Genomic DNA, 16,611 nt, shown 5'->3' with positions numbered 1-16,611 from the left:
CGAGCGAATCAGCCTTTGACGGCACCGGTGGTGAGGCCCTTGATCATGTGCCGCTGCAGCAGCACGAACACCACCAGAATCGGCAGCATGGTCAGCAGGGTTCCGGCCATCACCGGCCCCCAGTTGGTGACGCTCGGATTTTCGGTGTTCTGTAGCAGCGTCAATCCGACGGGCAGGGTCGCGACGCCGGCATCGTCGGCCATCAGGAACGGCCACAGGTATTCGTTCCACTCGTTGACGAGCGTAACCACCGCGAACGCCACCATCGTCGGGCCGGACATGGGCAGCACCACCCGGACCAGCAGCTGCCACCAGTTCGCGCCGTCGATGCGGGCCGCCTCGATCACCGAAACGGGCAGGGAGAGAAAATGGTTGCGCATCAGGAAGGTGCCGAACGCCACGCCGCACAGCGGCACGATGATGCCCGGCAGCGTATTGCGCCACCCCACCTGGGCGATCAGGGCGTAGTTGGAGATCACGGTGATCTGGTTGGGCACCATCAGCGCGGCGATGACGGCGAGGAAGATCAGCGTCTTACCCGGAAAGCGCAGGAAGACGAGTCCGTAGGCGCTGAAGACGCCCAGCGCGAATTTGACCGCGGAGACCACGGCGGTGACGATCAGCGAATTACGCAGGAACGTCCAGAACGGCAACGTGGTCGTCGCCTCGTGATAGTTCTCCGGATGCCAACTGCGCGGCCACCACACCGCCGGCTGAGTATAGATATCGGGCCGCGCCTTGAACGAGGTGATCAGAATCCAGAACAGCGGCACCCCGACGACGATCAGCACGCACACCATCGCCGCGTAACCGAAAACCGTCGCCGCCAGGCGTTTCCGAGTGCTCGTCATTCGTCTCGATCCATCACTCGCACCTGAATCAGCGTGATGACCAGCAGCACGATGAACATGATCGTCGCGACCGTGGCACCGTATCCGGCACGGAAATTGCGAAAGCTCTCCTGGTAGACCTGATAGACCATGGTGGTCGTCCCGGTGCCCAGTGGTCCGCCGCGCGTCATCACGTTGATGATGTCGAAGACCTGCAGTGAATTCAGCATGACCGTGATCGACAGGAAGTACGTCGTCGGCCGCAGCTGCGGCAGCAATACCCGGGTGAAGGTGGTCCAGCGTCCGGCGCCGTCGATCGCGGCCGCCTCCAGCAGTTCTCGCCGCACACCCTGCAGTGCGGCGAGATAGATGACGAAGGTGTAGCCCAGGTTCTTCCAGATGTAGGTCACCGTCACCATGAACAGCGCCCAGTGCGGATCCTGATAGAAATCCGGCACGTTCGTGATGCCGACGCGATGCAGCAGGTCCTGCACCAGGCCGAAACCGGGATCGAAGATGAACTGGAACGCCACCCCGACCGCCGCGCCGGAGATCACGAACGGCGCGAAGATCACCGAGCGAACCACATTGCGCCCGAACAGTTTCCGATCCAGCAGCAGCGCCAGCGCGAGGCCCAGCACCATACTGCCGCCGACCGCGAAGGCGGTGAAGATCACGGTATTGCCGACGATCTGCCAGGTGTCCGCCCGCGTCCACCACTCGCGGTAGTTGCGGACTCCGATGAAGTGGGCGAACGGTTCGGCGAGATTCCAGTCGGTGAACGACAGCCGGATGTTGTCGACCAGCGGGCGGTAGACGAACAGCCCGAGCAGCACCAGATTCGGCACCACCAGCACCAGGAACAGCCCGTAGTCGCCCCACGGGCGGTGGCGCAGCCCGCGTGCCCGGTTCGAGGGCAATACCCGTTCGGGCCGTCGACGCACGTTCGCAGCCTGCCGCTCTCGTGCGAACACGCGGTGAAATCCCGACGCCGGGCGCCTGAACGGTGTGCGCGAACTCCCGTCGGGGAGCGTGGTCTCCGACACCCGGGTCATGCGCCGAATACTAAGTGGCCGAGCGCGTCCGGCGGCGGGAATCGGCGACAGCGCCGTGCGGTGAAGGGCGGCAACGACAGCGGCCCCGGAGCGCATTCGCTCCGGGGCCGCTACCGAACAGCGTTTCGGTTCAGCTCCAGTCGCCCATACCGTCGCCTGCGCTGAAGTTTCCGGTGGAATTCGTCACCACCACGGGATCACCCTTCTGCGCGTTCTCGAAGAACCACTGGGCGTCCTCGGTGCTGACGTTGAGGCAGCCGTGGCTGGAGTCGGACACACCCTGCTGGGCGAGCGACCACGGGGCGGCGTGCACGAAGATGCCGCTGTTGGACAGCCGGGTCGCGTACTCGACCTCGAGCTTGTAGCCCTGCGGATCGGTGATCGGAACCCCGTAGGTCGAGGAGTCCATGATCATCTTCCGGTTCTTCTCCCCGACGTAGTAGGTGCCGTTGGGGGTTTCGTGGTCCTTCTTGCCCATCGAGGTCGGCATGGTCTTGATGACCTCGCCGTTGCGGGTGACGGTGATCATGTGGGTCGCGTCGTCGGCCGTGGCGACGACCGCATCGCCCACCTTGTAGGCGACCTTGGTGCCGCCGGCCTCGACGGTGATGTCGGAGTTGGCGGGCCAGAACTCCTCCGGCCGCCACCGCACCTGCTTGTCACCGCGCCAGTAGAAGTGGCCGTGCGTGGCATTGCTGGAGGTGATCCGGATGGCCTTCTCCGCCGCGGCGTGGTCGCCGACCGGATCCTTGAAGTTGATGATGATGGGCTGCGCGACGCCGACCACGTCGCCGTCGCCGGGGCTGATGCTCGGCGCGGCGAAATTCGCCTGCGGCAGCGGCGGCGGGTTCTTCACCGGCGCGGCACCGGGTTCGGGCTGCGGCGCCTGCACGACAGCGGGAGCGCCGGGAACGTCGGGTCCACCGGGCCACAGCGGCGCTGCCGAGGCGGGCGCCATCGCGATGGCACCGGCGGCGGTCACCGCCAGGGAGGTCACCGCGAGGGCTAACAGGCCGGTCCGCTTGGACAGGCTGGTCTCGTCCCGAACGGGCTTCCGACAGGTTGTGGTGCGCACAGCCGTTTCGTCCTCTCCCACCTAGATCGCGCGCCACGGCGCACAGGAATATTCGCGCGCGGGTGCGCGAATGGTCAATCAGGCCCCGGCCCGGCATCCATTACTACATCTCTCGCGGGCATCGGCCAATTGTGTTCCGGCAGTTATGAAGTCCGCATCGCGCGTGTGTGATGCGTCACCACGGGTCGCCGGCGTAGTGGTGACAGGGTGAAAGTCCCGTTCGCATCGGCGAGTCGGATTCGGGGTCCGGACGGGCGGACGAGAGCCGGATCGATACCCAGCAAACCTCATTGTGAGACAAATCACCTCACGGGTGGCGGATTCCCTCCACAGTGAATCGGATTCCGCGGTGTGGACCGGTCGCGATGTTGTGCGGCACCGAGCGCGGAATTCGGCCATGACGATAGCGCGGGAGCAGCGACAGCTCGACTCGGGAAACGATGGTGGCGAGCGCGATCCGCAGTTCGTAGTCGGCCAGGGTGGCGCCGAGACAGCGACGATGGCCGCCGCCGTAGGGCAGGTATTCGAACGGCCCGTACCGGCGGTCCAGGAACCGCTCCGGCCGGAACCGCTCGGGCTCGTCCCACGTACCGGGATCCGAGTGCACGAGCGGAATCGCGACCCCCATCGTGTCCCCTTCGGCCAATTCCACTCCGCACACCGTGTGCGGTCCGGTCAACCGCCGCAGCACGATCGGCACCGGGGGATGCAGTCGCAGCGTCTCCTGACATACGGCATTCAGATACGGCAGACCGGCCAGCTCCTCGGGATCTGCGTCGGGCCCAACGGCACTCAGTTCGGCGCGCAGCCGGGCCAGCGCGCCGCGGTCGCGGTGTAGCCGGAACAGCGCCCACACCAGACTCGTGGCAGTGGTTTCGTGACCGGCCACCAACAGGGTGCGCAGTTGTTCGCGCAGATCGGCGTCGCTCACCCCGCTGCCGTCCTCGTAGCGGGCGCTCGACAGCACGCCCAGCGCGCCGTCATCGGGCGTACCGGCAGCCCGCCGCGCGCCGATGTCGGCGTCGAGCAACGCGTCCAGCCGGGTGCGCGCCCGGGCGAATCTGCCCCACGGCGACATGCCGAATGCGCTGCGCCGCAAGGCGGGCACCAGCATCAGCGGTCCGGTGAAGGCGGTGAGGAATTCGCCGACCGCCGCGGTGTAGGTGTCACGCCGGAGCGGGTCGTCGGCGCCGAAGATCAGCGTGAGGATCACCCGCAGCGTCAGCGCTCGCGCCGCCACCCGCGCATCGATCACCGTCCCCGGCAGCCACGCCGGACCGGTGCCGGCACCGACGAGCTCGTCGCGAGTGCTGTCCCGAATTACCGTGCCGTACTGCGCAATTCGGGCGCGATGAAATGCGGGCGCCAGCACAGTGCGGTCGTTGCGATGGCGCTGATCACGAGCGAGTATCAATGAGGCCGAACCGATAAGCGGTTCAATGGGATTCGGTTGCGGCGGATGCAGAATTCCGATCGGCGACCGGAGTAATTCCTTTGTGCCACCGGGTGTTCCTGTGAACAATACCGCGCCGAATCCCGGGAAGCGGACCAGAAACGGGTCGCCGTCGCACGCGCGACGCAGCCGGAAGTACCGATCGAAATCGATTCCGGCCGCCAGCGCGTGCGCCGCGACCCACCGCGGCTGCCGGGGCGCGGCCCGTTCGCCGGAAATCTGCGGCGTGCGGTCCCGGCCTGCTGTTGCTGCGCGCATACCCAGCACACGAGACAGCCCGGCCCCGGGTTCGAAGCCCCCGCGCGCCGCCGTCAGCCGAGTGCCGCGCGGGCCTCCGCGGCCAATCGGGCCAGGCGCCCGTCGCCGATCGTATTCAGCGAATTACCCAGCCGATTGGTGACGAAGGCGACCGACATGCCCGATTCCGGATCGGCGAACGCACCGGAACCACCCACGCCGTAGTGGCCGAACGCCCGGCGCAGCGGACGCCGGGATGCAATCGGCGGCCGGTGGTATCCCAGCGTGAACGGTACGGGTACGCCGATGACGTAGTCGCGATGTTCGCTGCGTTGCACATGGTTGACGTACTCGATGGTTTCCGGGCGCAGCAGCGGTTGGCTCCAGGTCTCGTCCGGCAGCAGCACCCGGCCTTCATTCGCCAGGGCGCCGTACATCCGGGCCAGGGCACGAGCGGAGAACACCCCGTTGAACCCGGGCATCACCGAGTCGTGGACGCGCGGATCGCCGACCAGCACATCGAAACCGGCCGGCATCCCGGCCTCGGCGATCGCACCGACCGTGCGGCTGCGGGCGATGACCTTCGAGGCGGTATCCCAGCGCAGTCCGGGGATTCGCAACCGCGGGAAGGTGCGGGCGATGCGGTGCCGCTCGGATTCAGGCACCCGGTACCAGAACTCCTCGGTCTGCAGCGGTTCGGCGATCTCGTGCCGCAACACCTCGGTGAACGGCTTGCCGGTCGCGCGCTGCACGATTTCGGCGACCAGCCAGCCGAAGGTGACCGCGTGATATCCCGACCCCTGCAACCGGCGCGGATCCGGTTCGGCGGCCGCCAGCGCCGCGATCATCGCGTCGTAGTCGAGAATGCCGTCGGCGTCGGCGGCCAGGCCGCGCACCTTGTGCAGTCCCGCGCGATGGGTGAGCACCTCGCGCACGGTGATGTCCTGTTTGCCGTTCGCGGCGAATTCCGGCCAGTATTCGGCCACCGGGGCGTCGTAATCGACCAGTCCGCGTTCGGCGATCCGATGCAGCACCGTGGTGACCACACCCTTGCCGGTGGAGAAGCTCAACGCCACCGTGTCGGACTGCCAGCGCTGGTCCGGCGCCGACCATCCGGCCCACACATCGACGACGGGCTGCCCGTGCAGAAAGATCGCGAAGGCGCCCCCGCCCCGGTTGGGTCGCGGGAACAGCCGGAAGAAATGGTGCACGACCGGCACGAATCGCGGGTCGATGACCATCTCCGGTGCGTCGTCGGTCTCGGCGGCCTGCGCCACCCGCGCCGCTTCCGCCTCGGCTGCCTGCTCCGATCGTGCCGAATCCACCGTGTGTCGACCTCCTGCCGCCGCATGCCGCGGCGTCGTTACCCCTACCCGCCAGGGTAGGACAGCCCGGGACTCGTGCTCAGTGTGCGGCGGGGACCTGCCACATCCCGATCGGCGTCGCGAGACAGAGCGCGCCGGTTCGGGAATCCCATGCCAGCGCCGCCGAGCCGAGACAGACCGTGCTGCGCTCACCCGAGACCACCTGCGCCTGCGAGCCGTTCATCGCGAAGGAGAGTCCGATCCGGCCGGGTACATCCTCCGCGGCGAGGGAGGTGAAGGCGAAGGCGTCGGGGCCCATACCGACCGCGACCGGCAGTCCGGCGGCGCCTTCACTGGCCCCGATCCCGCCGCCGGCGCCCAGGCCGAGGGCGACCGCACCCGCGGTTGCCTTGGCATAGCCGACGCCATCGATTCCCGCCGACCGCGCGTGCCCGGAATCGTCGCCCATCGCCCGGCACGCCGTGGCACCGGCGACGATCGTCGTATCGCGGTTGCGGTCGGCATCGCAGTGCACGGCGGTTGCCGAGGCGGTGCCGGTGGCCCAGCACACCGCGGCCCCGGCCGCGACGGCCCACCCTGTAATCGCGCTCATCACCTTCACGGAGTGCTCCTTTCGGGCCGGCAGCCCTCACCATAACCGCACCCCGCGGCGGCCGACCCGATCCGCGCCGCGCGGCCGACCCCGCCCCGGGCACGGAAAACGGGCGGCGACTCCGGTGTGATACCCGAATCGCCGCCCGTTACAAGGGTCGTCGTGCCGCCGATCAGATCGGCGCGAAGCCCGCCCCGGCGCCACCGTGCGCATTCATGTCGTTGACTATCGCCGACATGTTGGTGCCGACCTCGGGCCCGAAGCAGGCCACCGCCAGATAGGCGTTCACCATGCCGACCAGAGTGGTGCCGATGACGACGGGGGCGCCGGAGTCGCCCTCGACGACACACATCTCGGCCCACGTCTCGTCGGTCTGGAAGACGTCGCCGAAGGCCAGGCCACAGGTGTTACCGGTGGTCCGGCCTTCCTTGCAGATGATGCTGGGGAACTGGGCCGGTGCCCCGATCCCGGTGATCGTCACATTGCCGATGCGATTGACCGGAGTGACGTGACCCGGATCGAACTGGATGACCGCATAGTCCAGGTCGTGGTTGGAATAGACGAAATGTCCGATCACGCCCGCGCCGCGGTCCTGTTCGGACCACACCTCGGAACCCGCCTCGCCGCAGTGACCGGCGGTCAGGCCGACCAGGCGGCCACCGGCGTCGTGCCCGATGGTCGTGACGGTGCACTCGAACTGGTTGTCGATGATGATGCCGGAGCCGCCGCCGATCACCGGCGATCCGGGACCGGCTTGCGCGACCCCCGCGCCCGTCCCGAGCAGCGCCGCGCCCAGAGCTACGGCGAAGGCGGCATGAGCCGCCCTGACGAGTTTGTTGAACATTTCCCTCCAGACGTCGGAAGTCCGCACGATATCAGCCTTGTCGTACTACATCCTTGCAGTTGTCGGGCCCGAACGCGCCCGGTATGCGCATGCAGTTTGCTGGATCGATGCCGTGGCCGCGCGACGACACGTGCGAGGCCGACGAGATGCGACACCTGCTCACGACGACCGCTGTTTCGCGGGTACTCGCTATAGGCTTTCGTCAGTATTCGGGGCAAATCTTAATAACGAGAATTTTAATCCGATAAAACAGGTATCGGATCTCGAGTTGGACATTCGATCAGTAAACTAGAACGTGTTCTAGGAAATGGTCGTGTTCTTTGTGATCGATACCAGTCGGGTGCGCCCGATCACAGGCCCGGAACCAACGTGATCTGGGTCTATGACCACAGCCACACTTTGTGGTGTGTTTTTCCTAACTCCGTAGTAAGGTGCCTCAAGCGAAACAGTCGTCGGGGCGGGTAACCGGCGTCGAGAGGGGTAGCCAGTGCAAGTCACCAACGGTCCGGACGGGTCGGGGGCAATTAGTTCACCATCGAGAATGAGTGCCGCGGCGGACTGGACGAAGGCGTACTGGCAGGATCATCCCAAGCGGTCTCTCGAGACCTTCGGTCGACAGATCACGATGGGCTTCTCGGCGGTCGCGGAACTGTTCGTCGCCATCTTCCGTCGTCGCTTCCCGTTCGGTGAATTCGTGCGGCAGTGCGCATTCATGGCCAGCGTCGCAGCGGCCCCCACCTTGCTGGTCGCAATTCCGATCGGCGTCATCGTCTCCATTCAGGTGGGCTCGGTCGCGCAGCAGGTCGGCGCCACCTCCTTCATCGGCGCGGCCAACGGGCTGGGCATCATTCAGCAGGGTGCGCCGCTGGTCACCTCGCTGATGATCGCCGGCGCCGTCGGCTCGGCCATCTGCGCCGACCTCGGCTCCCGCACCATCCGCGAGGAGATCGACGCCATGAAGGTCATGGGCGTCGACCCGATGCGCCGGCTGGTGGCCCCCCGGCTCGGCGCCGCCATGCTGGTGTCGGTGCTGCTGTGCGGCTTCGTGATCTTCGTCGGCTTCCTGACCGGCTACATCTTCAACATCTTCGCCCAGAACGGCACCCCCGGCTCCTATATCGGCACATTCGCGTCGTTCGCGGTGACCAGCGATTTGCTGGTGGCGTTGATCAAATCGCTGATCTTCGGCCTGCTGGCCGCGATCATCGCGTGTGATTCGGGCTTGAACACCCGCGGCGGCCCGGGCGGTGTCGCGAACTCGGTCAACACCGCCGTGGTGCTGTCCGCGCTGATGCTGTTCGGCACGAATCTGATCATCACGCAGATCTACAACGCCCTGTTCCCCCCACAGATGGTTTGAGCCGGTGTCGTCAACTTATGTTCCGCCGCTACTGCGGCCCCTGCAGCGGATCCGCAGCTCCGCCGGCGCCCCGCGGGACTGGCTCGCGCGGGTCGGTCACCAGGTCTTCTTCTTCCTGCGCTCGATCGGCTCGATGCCGTTGGCGCTCAAGCACTATCCGAAGGAAGTCTGGCGGCTGCTCTCGGACGTCACCTGGGGTAACGGCAGCCTGATCGTCGGTGGTGGCACCATCGGCGTGGTTCTGATCCTCAGTGCCTTCGGCGGTATGACCGTCGCCATCCAGGGCTACACCTCGCTGAATCTGCTCGGCTTGAGCCCGCTGACCGGTGCGATTTCCGCCTTCGCGACCACGCGTGAGCTCGGGCCCATGCTCGCCACCCTCGCATTCGCCGCACAGGCGGGCTGCCGCTTCACCGCCCAGCTGGGTTCGATGCGCATCGCCGAGGAGATCGACGCGCTGGAGTCGCAGGCGATCCGGCCGCTGCCCTATCTGGTCAGCACCCGGATGATCGCGGCGATGATCGCGATCGTGCCGCTGTACTGCCTGGCGCTGCCGGTCGCCTACCTGTCGTGTTCCATCACGGTGGGGTTCATCGGCGGCACGGCCTCGGGCACCTTCCAGCACTACTTCTATCAATTCCTGGTACCGCACGACGTGCTGTGGTCGTTGCTGAAAGCCATTCTCTTCGTGGCGATCACGACCTTCATCCAGTGCTACTACGGCTTCTTCGCCTCGGGTGGTCCCGAGGGCGTCGGTGTGGCCGCGGGCCGGGCGATCAAGCTCTGCATCATCGCGGTCGTCTTCGCCGACCTGTTCATGACGCTGGCCATCTGGGGCGTGAACCCGGGCATCAGGATCTCGGGATAGGAGGACCGGTGAATCACAATGCGAAGCCCGTTCGCCGGGCCGACCGGGTGCGGGTGTCCCGCATGGATACAGGGGCCTGAATATGATCATCGATCCGAGTGGCCGCGGACCGACGATGCGGCAGCTGCTCATCGCGGGCGTCTGCGGAATCGTCGTCATCGCCGCCGCGCTGACGCTGCTGATGGCCCGCTACAAGGGCTACATTCTCAATCCGAAGGTGGAGGTCACCGCCAATCTGACCACCACCGGCGACGGCCTGCCCGCCCAGGCCGACGTGAAGTTCCGCGGCGTGCTGGTCGGCGCGGTCAAGGATGTGTCGGTGGCCGCCAAGGGCGAGCTGCAGCAGGTGCACATCAATATGAAGCCGGACTACATCTCCGATATCCCGGCCAACGTCACCGCTCGCGTGGTCCCCAGCAACCTGTTCGCCGTCACCTCGGTCGAACTGGTCTACAACGGTCCCGACAACGCCTCGCTGAAGGCCGGCTCGCAGATCGCCGAGGACCACAGCCAGGGCACCATCGCGCTGCAGGACACGCTCACCACGGTCCGCACGATCCTGAACAAGATCGACCCCATGCAGCTGGGCCGGGTGCTGAGCACCCTGTCCTATGCGCTGGACGGCAGCGGCCGGGTACCCGGCTCCACCGTCGAGCGGCTGAACAACTGGTTCACCCAGGTCCGCGCCGCGGTGCCGGATCCGGAAGGCACGCTGAACGATTTCTCCGCCTCGTTCCACGCGCTCAACCAGTCCGCGCCGGATCTGATGACGACGCTGTCGGAATCGGTGAAGACCGCGCAGACCATCGCCGACAAGCGCAGCGAGCTGGCCGGCCTCATCACCGGCACCTCGGCGACCATCGACAAGGTCAACAACCTGTTCGCCCGCAACCCCGACGTCGGTAAGCAGCTGACCTCGGGCACCGGCGACATGTTCGGGGCGCTCACCGAGGACCCCGACGCGATCCCGCAGGCCATCGCGAACCTGAACGCGTCGGTCCGCAAGCTGAGCACCACCTTCCACTGGGGTCCGCAGCAGCAGATGATCTGGAACGCGGGCCTGACCTTCACGCCGTACAAGCCGTACGACCGGTCCGACTGCCCGCGCTACGGCGACATGGCGGGGCCGAGCTGTGGCACCGCCCCGGTGGTCTCCGATATCGGCCCGCCGACACCGGCGCTGAAGCCGCGCACGCTGGACGCGTCGCAGGGACTGCCGAAGCTGCCGCCGATGCCGGGCCTGCCCGCCATCCCGGGCGTCACGACCGGTGACACCGCGCAGACGGCGGCTCCGCAGCAGGCGCCCAAGCCGGGCAACCCGTTCGCCGGAACTCCGTTGGAGGGTCTGTTCCCGCAGCTGCCGGGCCTGCCGGGTGCGCCCGCGGCCCCCGCGCCGCAGCCGGCTCCGGCCGCTGCTCCGGCGTCGGACGGGCAGAAGCCCACTGCGGGGCCGATCGCCTACTACACCGGACGTGACGCGATGAGCGCGCTGCTCGGCCGGGATCCGACGACTGCCGAATATCTGCTGCTGAGCTCGATCCTGAGGGGTGGAACCTTGCAAGTTTCCGAAAGCGGTGCCAGCTGATGAGAGGAATTCGCAAACCGCTGATCGGGTTCGGTATCTTCGCCCTCGTCTCGATCCTGGTGACCGTGGTCATCTGGAATACGCTGGCGCGCACCGTGAACGGTTCCACCCACAGCTATTCGGCGATCTTCACCGATGTGCTGGGCCTACGGGAGGGCGACGACGTCCGGATGGCCGGCGTGCGCGTCGGCAAGGTCACCGGCATCGAGGTCGAAGGACAGCACCAGGCCAAGGTGTCGTTCATCGTGCAGAGCGATCAGACCGTGTACGGCAACACCAAAGCCCTTGTCCGGTACCAGAATCTGATCGGCCAGCGCTATGTGGCGCTGGCGCCGGGCAACAAGGGCGACAATTCGGCGTTGCGCAACAACGCGACCATCCCGGTCGAGCGCACCGAGCCCTCGTTCGATATCTCGGGTCTGCTCAACGGTTTTCAGCCGCTGTTCGAAACCTTGCAACCCCAGCAGGTGAACGACCTGACCAACACCTTCATCCAGGCGCTGCAGGGCGACAGTGTTTCGCTGAGCTCGTTCATCACCCAGGCCGCCGCACTGGCCGGTGACTTCCAGCGACGCGACGTCATCCTGGCCGACGTGATCACCAAACTGTCGGGCGTGATGTCGGGACTGGCGAAACGAGGTGATGAATTGGAGACACTGGTGACCCAGACCCGTGCCTTGATCGGCGGGCTCTACGAGCAGGGACAATCCCTGCAGGCTTCGACCGTCCAGATCGCGAATGCCACTTCCTCTCTGGTGAACATGGTCGATCAGGTGCAGCCGAAGATCGCGGCCGCGCAGAACTCGAGCACCGCGGCGCTGACCATGCTGATCAACAACGGCTCCAAGCTGGACCAGGCCGCGATCGACCTGCCCGGCATCCTCGCGAACGTCGGTAAGTTCAGCTCCGACGGCGCCTACGCCAACGCGTATCTGTGCACGCTGGACGTCTCGCTGTACGGGGTGCTGTTGCCGCGAGGTCTGGTCAGCCAGATCGGCGGACCCAACCACTCGGCGGTGTGCCGCCCATGACGACCTTCGGTACGCGAATCAGGAATCGTTTCCAGAGCAACCGCTTCTTCTGGCTCGGCGTCATCGGCGCCGTTCTCATCGTGGTGCTGCTCGTGGTGTCCAGCAGTTACAAGAAACTGGGCGTCGGCACCAAGGACGTGCAGGCGGAATTCGTGCAGACGGCCGGCGTCCAGACCGGGGACAAGGTGAACGTCGCCGGTGTGCCGGTCGGCACGGTGGCCGGAGCGAAACTCGAGGGTGACCACGTGCTGATCACCCTGCACGTGAACAACGACGTGAAGCTCGGCCCCGATACCCGTGCCTCCATCAAGATGGCCACGCTGCTGGGTGCGCGCTACGTCGATCTCGACCCGGGCAACGGTAAGGGCTTGCCGGGCAACCGGATTCACAAGTCCAATACCAAGGTGCCCTACGACCTGGCCGACGTGGTGCAGATCGGCACCCCGAAGTTCGAGGCGCTCGACACCGAGAAGCTGGCCGAATCGCTGAAGGTGCTCGGTGACCAGATCGACGGTTCGCCGCAGCTGACCGCGCAGGCGCTCGACAGCGTCGGCGCGCTCGCCAAGACCATCAACGATCGGCGCGACCAGGTCGACGGTCTGCTCAAGGATCTGGACAAGGTCACCAAGATCCTCGGCGACAACCGCAACAGCCTGCTGCTGGTGATCACCCAGGGCGAGGCCATCGCCAGCCGGGTGATGGAACGCCAGGAGCTGCTCAAGCAACTGCTGAACAACACCGCGACCCTGACCAAGCAACTGCAGCAGATCGGCGCGGAGAACAACAACCAGCTCGGCCCGACCATCGAACAGCTGAACACCATGGCCCAGGGTCTGCAGAAGAACAAGGACAACCTGGACAAACTGTTGACGATCATGCCCGCGTCGCTGCGGCAGTTCAACAATGTGTTCGGCAACGGCCCCTACGGTGAGGTCGGTGTGCCGTGGCTGTTCCCGGACAACTGGTTGTGCTTCGCGCGAGTGATCGAGGGGTGCCAGGGATGATCCTGAACAAATGGCTGGCCCGCGCCACCAAGACGGTCGCGATCGGCGCGGCCGTACTGGTGGCCGGCAGCTGCGGATCGGTGCAGAACGCGGTGGGCGGGTCGACCCACATCACCGCTGATTTCCGCAATATCGCCGGCGTTTTCGAGGGCAATCCGATCACCGTGCTGGGGCTCGAGGTCGGCAAGGTCGACAAGATCATCCCCAAGGGTGAGTTCGTCGAGGTGCACATGACGGTGAACCACGACGTGGACATCCCGAAGAATGTGACGGCGGCGATCGTGTCGCCCTCGATCGTGACCAATCGGCACATCGAGCTGACCCCGCGCTACACCGGCGGCCCCAAGCTGCCGGACAACACGCACCTCACGGTGCAGCAGACCCGCACCCCGGTCGAACTGGACACGATGATCAAAACCATCGACCAGTTCACCGCCGCGCTGAAGCCGGCGCCCGGCCAGAGCCAGGGACCGCTGTCGGGCACGCTGCTCTACGACATGGTCAACGGCCAGGGTGAGCGGATCCGCGACACGCTCAACGCGCTGTCGGGGGCGTTGAAGGTCGGCGTCGACAACAAGGACGCCATCTCGACCATCATCATCAAGCTCAACGAGCTGACCTCGATGCTGGCCGACAACGACCAGTCGGTGCGCGAGTTCAGCAACAAGGTCACCCAGATGTCGTCGTTGCTGGCCGAGCAGGCGCCCGGTCTGCAGGCCACGCTGGATCAGCTCAACGACTTCCTGGCCAACACCAGCGGCGTGTTCAGCCAGTACCAGAGCCAGTTGTCGGAGAGCCTCACCGGGCTCACCAAGGTCACCGACCAGCTGCGGCAGAACGCGGCCGGCGTGGTCGAGACCGTCGACGTGGCGCCGCTGCTGCTGCAGAACCTGGACCGTTCGATGGACCGCAACCGCGGCTTCGTCCGCCTGCACGCGGTGCTCGGCACCGCACTGTCCGGCGAGATCGTCAGCCTGTTCTGTGAACGCATTCAGATGAGGGCCGACGGCTGCCGGACCGGCAAGATCGAGGATTTCGGACCCGACCTCGGGTTGTCCGCCGCACTGTTGGGACTGACGAAATGACGGTATCGACGCGCCTGCGGCGCACCTGGCTGGCACTCGGCGTCTCGGCGGCCGTGGCGGCCTCCGGCTGCGGTCTGACCGTGGAGAGTCTGCCGCTGCCCAAACCGGGGCAGTCCGGTGAGACCTATACCCTGCACGCGATCTTCGCCAACGCGCTCAACCTGCCCGATCAGGCCAAGGTCAAGATCGGTGGTTCCGATGTCGGTGTGGTCACCCACATCGCGACCAAGAACTATCAAGCCATCGTCGACATGAACGTCCGCAAGGACATCACGCTGCCGCGCGATTCCACCGCCGAACTGCGCCAGGCCACTCCGCTGGGCGATGTGTTCGTGGCGCTGTCGAAGCCGAAGTCCGACGAGACCACGCCGATGCTGAAGGACGGCGACACCATCGGCATCGACCACACCTCGGCCGGCGCCACCGTCGAGGAGTTGCTGCTCTCGGTCTCGATGCTGTTCAACGGCGGCGGCGTGGCCGCGCTGACCAAGCTGACCTCGGAACTGGATTCGATCGTCGGCGGCCGGCCCGATCAGCTCGCGAGCCTGATCAAGCAGATGACGAGTGTGGTCACCACGCTGCACGCCAACAGCGAGCGCATCGACAGCACGCTCAACGGCTTCGACGCGCTGACCAACACCATCGAGGCCAATCACGACCAGCTGGGTCAGGTGGCGGATTCGCTGCCGCAGATGATCGGCGCCATCGCGGAGAACAACAAGCAGATCGGTGATCTGCTCGGCAAGATCTCCACCACCAGCGCGGCGCTCGGCGATTACGCCGATACCAGCCACGATCAGCTGGCCAGTCTGCTCGAGAACGTGCACAGGCTGATGGACGCGCTGTCGCGAGCCGGCAACGACCTGGGTCCGGCGCTGGACGCACTGCACGAGATCCGGCCGAAGGTCGACGCCTCGTTCAAGGGCAACACCCTAGCCGTCGCCGCGACCCTGACCCAGCTCGACATCGGCCTGCTCACCGACCCGCCGCACAGCAAGTTCTGGGATCTGCGCGATCTGCAGGACATGGCGGGCAGTCTGATCCAGGTGCTGCAGATCGTCTACGGCCGAGTGACAGGGGGCCACCGATGAGCTGGCTGCTGCGACACAAACTGCTGCTGTCCACGATCGGACTGGTGATCGCCTTCGTCGTGGGCGCGACGTACCTGGCGGTGAGCGTGATGCGGATCAATCCGCTGCGCAGCACCTATACGGTCACGGTCGCGCTCGACCGCTCCGGCGGTCTGCAGCCCGGCAACGATGTCACGCTGCGCGGATTCCGCATCGGCAAGGTGAATTCGATCAAGCTGGCGAATCGCGGCGCCTCGATCGCGGCCGAGGCCCAGATCGACACCCGGTACAAGATTCCGAAGGCCACGCAGGTCGTCGTGCACGCCCTCTCGGCCGCCGGTGAGCAGTACATCGACTTCCAGCCCGAAAGCGACAAGGGTCCGTACCTCACCGACGGTTCGGTGATCCCGTTCGACCCGCAGAAGGTGCAGACCCCGACGCCGGTGTCGGCGGTGCTGGAGAACGCCAGCGGGTTCTTCGACCAGATCGACCCGGACCGGTTCAGCACCATCCTCACCGAATTCGACACAGCGCTCAGCGGCGGACCGGATCAGCTGCGGGACATGGTCGATGCGCTGAGCCTGGTGACGGCCGGTCTGGACAATCTGCTGCCGCAGACCACCAACCTGCTCACCAACCTGCGCACCATCGCGTCCACTACGTCGAACGCGCAGCCCGATCTGAGCACCCTGACGCAGAACTCGTCGACGCTGTTCACCCAGTTCAACAACGCCAACGACGAACTGCGCAAGGTGCTGGACCAGGCCCCGGCGCAGATGAAGTCGCTGGGCGCCACGCTGGACGAGACCACCGATCCGATCACCAGCCTCGCGACCAACTTCGTGGCCGTCACCAAGGCGGCGCAGCTGCGGCTGCCGGCGCTGCGGGCGCTGTTCCCGTCGCTGGTCGTCGGGAGTTCGGCGATGGGGGTGCCGGCCCACGACGGAGAGTTCTATACGATCCTCGATATCTGGCCGCGCCCGTTCTGCCAGTACTCGCACGCGCCGGTCGCACCGTATGTCGCGACCGACGGGACGTTCCCGAAGTACAACTATTGCACCAACGCACCTCCGGACCAGCAGATTCGTGGTTCGGCGAACGCGCCGCGGCCCGACGTTCCGAACAACGGAGCGCAGATGCCGTCGGGTGCCGATCCGAACGCTCGGACCCCGAAGCCGGTGCGGTAAGTAGAGTGGC

At 66.1% G+C, this 16,611-nt stretch carries 15 protein-coding genes; 8 read left to right on the top strand and 7 right to left on the bottom strand.

Annotated elements, in window-relative coordinates; genetic code table 11:
* Positions 1–8 precede the first annotated feature (8 nt).
* The 7 genes from ACPCUW_RS08375 to ACPCUW_RS08345 form a co-directional block, all read right to left on the bottom strand.
* On the bottom strand, positions 9–851 hold the full coding sequence (locus ACPCUW_RS08375; RefSeq protein WP_423424203.1) for a carbohydrate ABC transporter permease: 843 nt from the start codon (positions 849–851) through the stop codon (positions 9–11).
* On the bottom strand, positions 848–1,774 hold the full coding sequence (locus ACPCUW_RS08370; protein WP_423424202.1) for a carbohydrate ABC transporter permease: 927 nt from the start codon (positions 1,772–1,774) through the stop codon (positions 848–850). Before ACPCUW_RS08370 ends, ACPCUW_RS08375 begins: the two co-directional genes overlap by 4 nt.
* A gap of 241 nt (positions 1,775–2,015) precedes the next feature.
* Positions 2,016–2,915, bottom strand: a complete 900-nt coding sequence (locus ACPCUW_RS08365; protein ID WP_030514075.1) for a L,D-transpeptidase — start codon at positions 2,913–2,915, stop codon at positions 2,016–2,018.
* A 352-nt stretch (positions 2,916–3,267) separates the two neighbouring features.
* Complete coding sequence (locus tag ACPCUW_RS08360; protein WP_423424200.1) at positions 3,268–4,671, bottom strand: cytochrome P450; 1,404 nt, start codon at positions 4,669–4,671, stop codon at positions 3,268–3,270.
* Between the two features lie 53 nt (positions 4,672–4,724).
* Entirely contained in the window at positions 4,725–5,891 is a 1,167-nt protein-coding gene (locus ACPCUW_RS08355) for a serine hydrolase domain-containing protein (RefSeq protein WP_063017402.1), read from the bottom strand.
* A 163-nt stretch (positions 5,892–6,054) separates the two neighbouring features.
* Positions 6,055–6,567 (bottom strand): DUF6764 family protein, encoded by a 513-nt coding sequence (locus tag ACPCUW_RS08350; protein ID WP_423424262.1) that lies wholly within the window; start codon positions 6,565–6,567, stop codon positions 6,055–6,057.
* A 172-nt stretch (positions 6,568–6,739) separates the two neighbouring features.
* Positions 6,740–7,411, bottom strand: a complete 672-nt coding sequence (locus ACPCUW_RS08345; RefSeq protein ID WP_030514079.1) for a hypothetical protein — start codon at positions 7,409–7,411, stop codon at positions 6,740–6,742.
* Positions 7,412–7,952: 541 nt separating this feature from the next.
* Here ACPCUW_RS08345 and ACPCUW_RS08340 point away from each other — a divergent pair.
* The 8 genes from ACPCUW_RS08340 (at position 7,953) to ACPCUW_RS08305 (ending at position 16,601) form a co-directional block, all read left to right on the top strand.
* Positions 7,953–8,771, top strand: a complete 819-nt coding sequence (locus ACPCUW_RS08340) for an MlaE family ABC transporter permease (RefSeq protein WP_030514080.1) — start codon at positions 7,953–7,955, stop codon at positions 8,769–8,771.
* 4 nt (positions 8,772–8,775) lie between these two features.
* The gene (locus tag ACPCUW_RS08335; protein WP_030514081.1) at positions 8,776–9,639 is read left to right on the top strand and encodes an ABC transporter permease; all 864 of its coding nucleotides are present in this window, start codon (positions 8,776–8,778) and stop codon (positions 9,637–9,639) included.
* 82 nt (positions 9,640–9,721) lie between these two features.
* Entirely contained in the window at positions 9,722–11,224 is a 1,503-nt protein-coding gene (locus ACPCUW_RS08330) for an MlaD family protein (RefSeq protein WP_063017380.1), read from the top strand.
* The gene (locus ACPCUW_RS08325; protein ID WP_423424198.1) at positions 11,224–12,255 is read left to right on the top strand and encodes an MCE family protein; all 1,032 of its coding nucleotides are present in this window, start codon (positions 11,224–11,226) and stop codon (positions 12,253–12,255) included. Before ACPCUW_RS08330 ends, ACPCUW_RS08325 begins: the two co-directional genes overlap by 1 nt.
* Positions 12,252–13,259: an MCE family protein gene (locus tag ACPCUW_RS08320; RefSeq protein ID WP_423424196.1), complete on the top strand. Its 1,008-nt coding sequence runs from the start codon at positions 12,252–12,254 to the stop codon at positions 13,257–13,259. Before ACPCUW_RS08325 ends, ACPCUW_RS08320 begins: the two co-directional genes overlap by 4 nt.
* Entirely contained in the window at positions 13,256–14,344 is a 1,089-nt protein-coding gene (locus tag ACPCUW_RS08315) for an MCE family protein (protein ID WP_063017374.1), read from the top strand. The genes ACPCUW_RS08320 and ACPCUW_RS08315 overlap by 4 nt, the downstream gene beginning before the upstream one ends.
* Complete coding sequence (locus ACPCUW_RS08310; protein ID WP_064906259.1) at positions 14,341–15,435, top strand: MCE family protein; 1,095 nt, start codon at positions 14,341–14,343, stop codon at positions 15,433–15,435. The genes ACPCUW_RS08315 and ACPCUW_RS08310 overlap by 4 nt, the downstream gene beginning before the upstream one ends.
* Positions 15,432–16,601, top strand: coding sequence for an MlaD family protein (locus ACPCUW_RS08305; protein ID WP_063025995.1), 1,170 nt, complete (start codon positions 15,432–15,434; stop codon positions 16,599–16,601). Before ACPCUW_RS08310 ends, ACPCUW_RS08305 begins: the two co-directional genes overlap by 4 nt.
* The last annotated feature ends 10 nt before the right edge of the window (positions 16,602–16,611 follow it).

It is taken from the genome of Nocardia sp. AB354 (assembly GCF_049538315.1).
GTDB classification, from domain to species: Bacteria; Actinomycetota; Actinomycetes; order Mycobacteriales; family Mycobacteriaceae; genus Nocardia; species Nocardia nova.
Note: the sequence above shows the minus strand (reverse complement) of the source record. Positions and strands in the feature narration are given on the sequence as shown.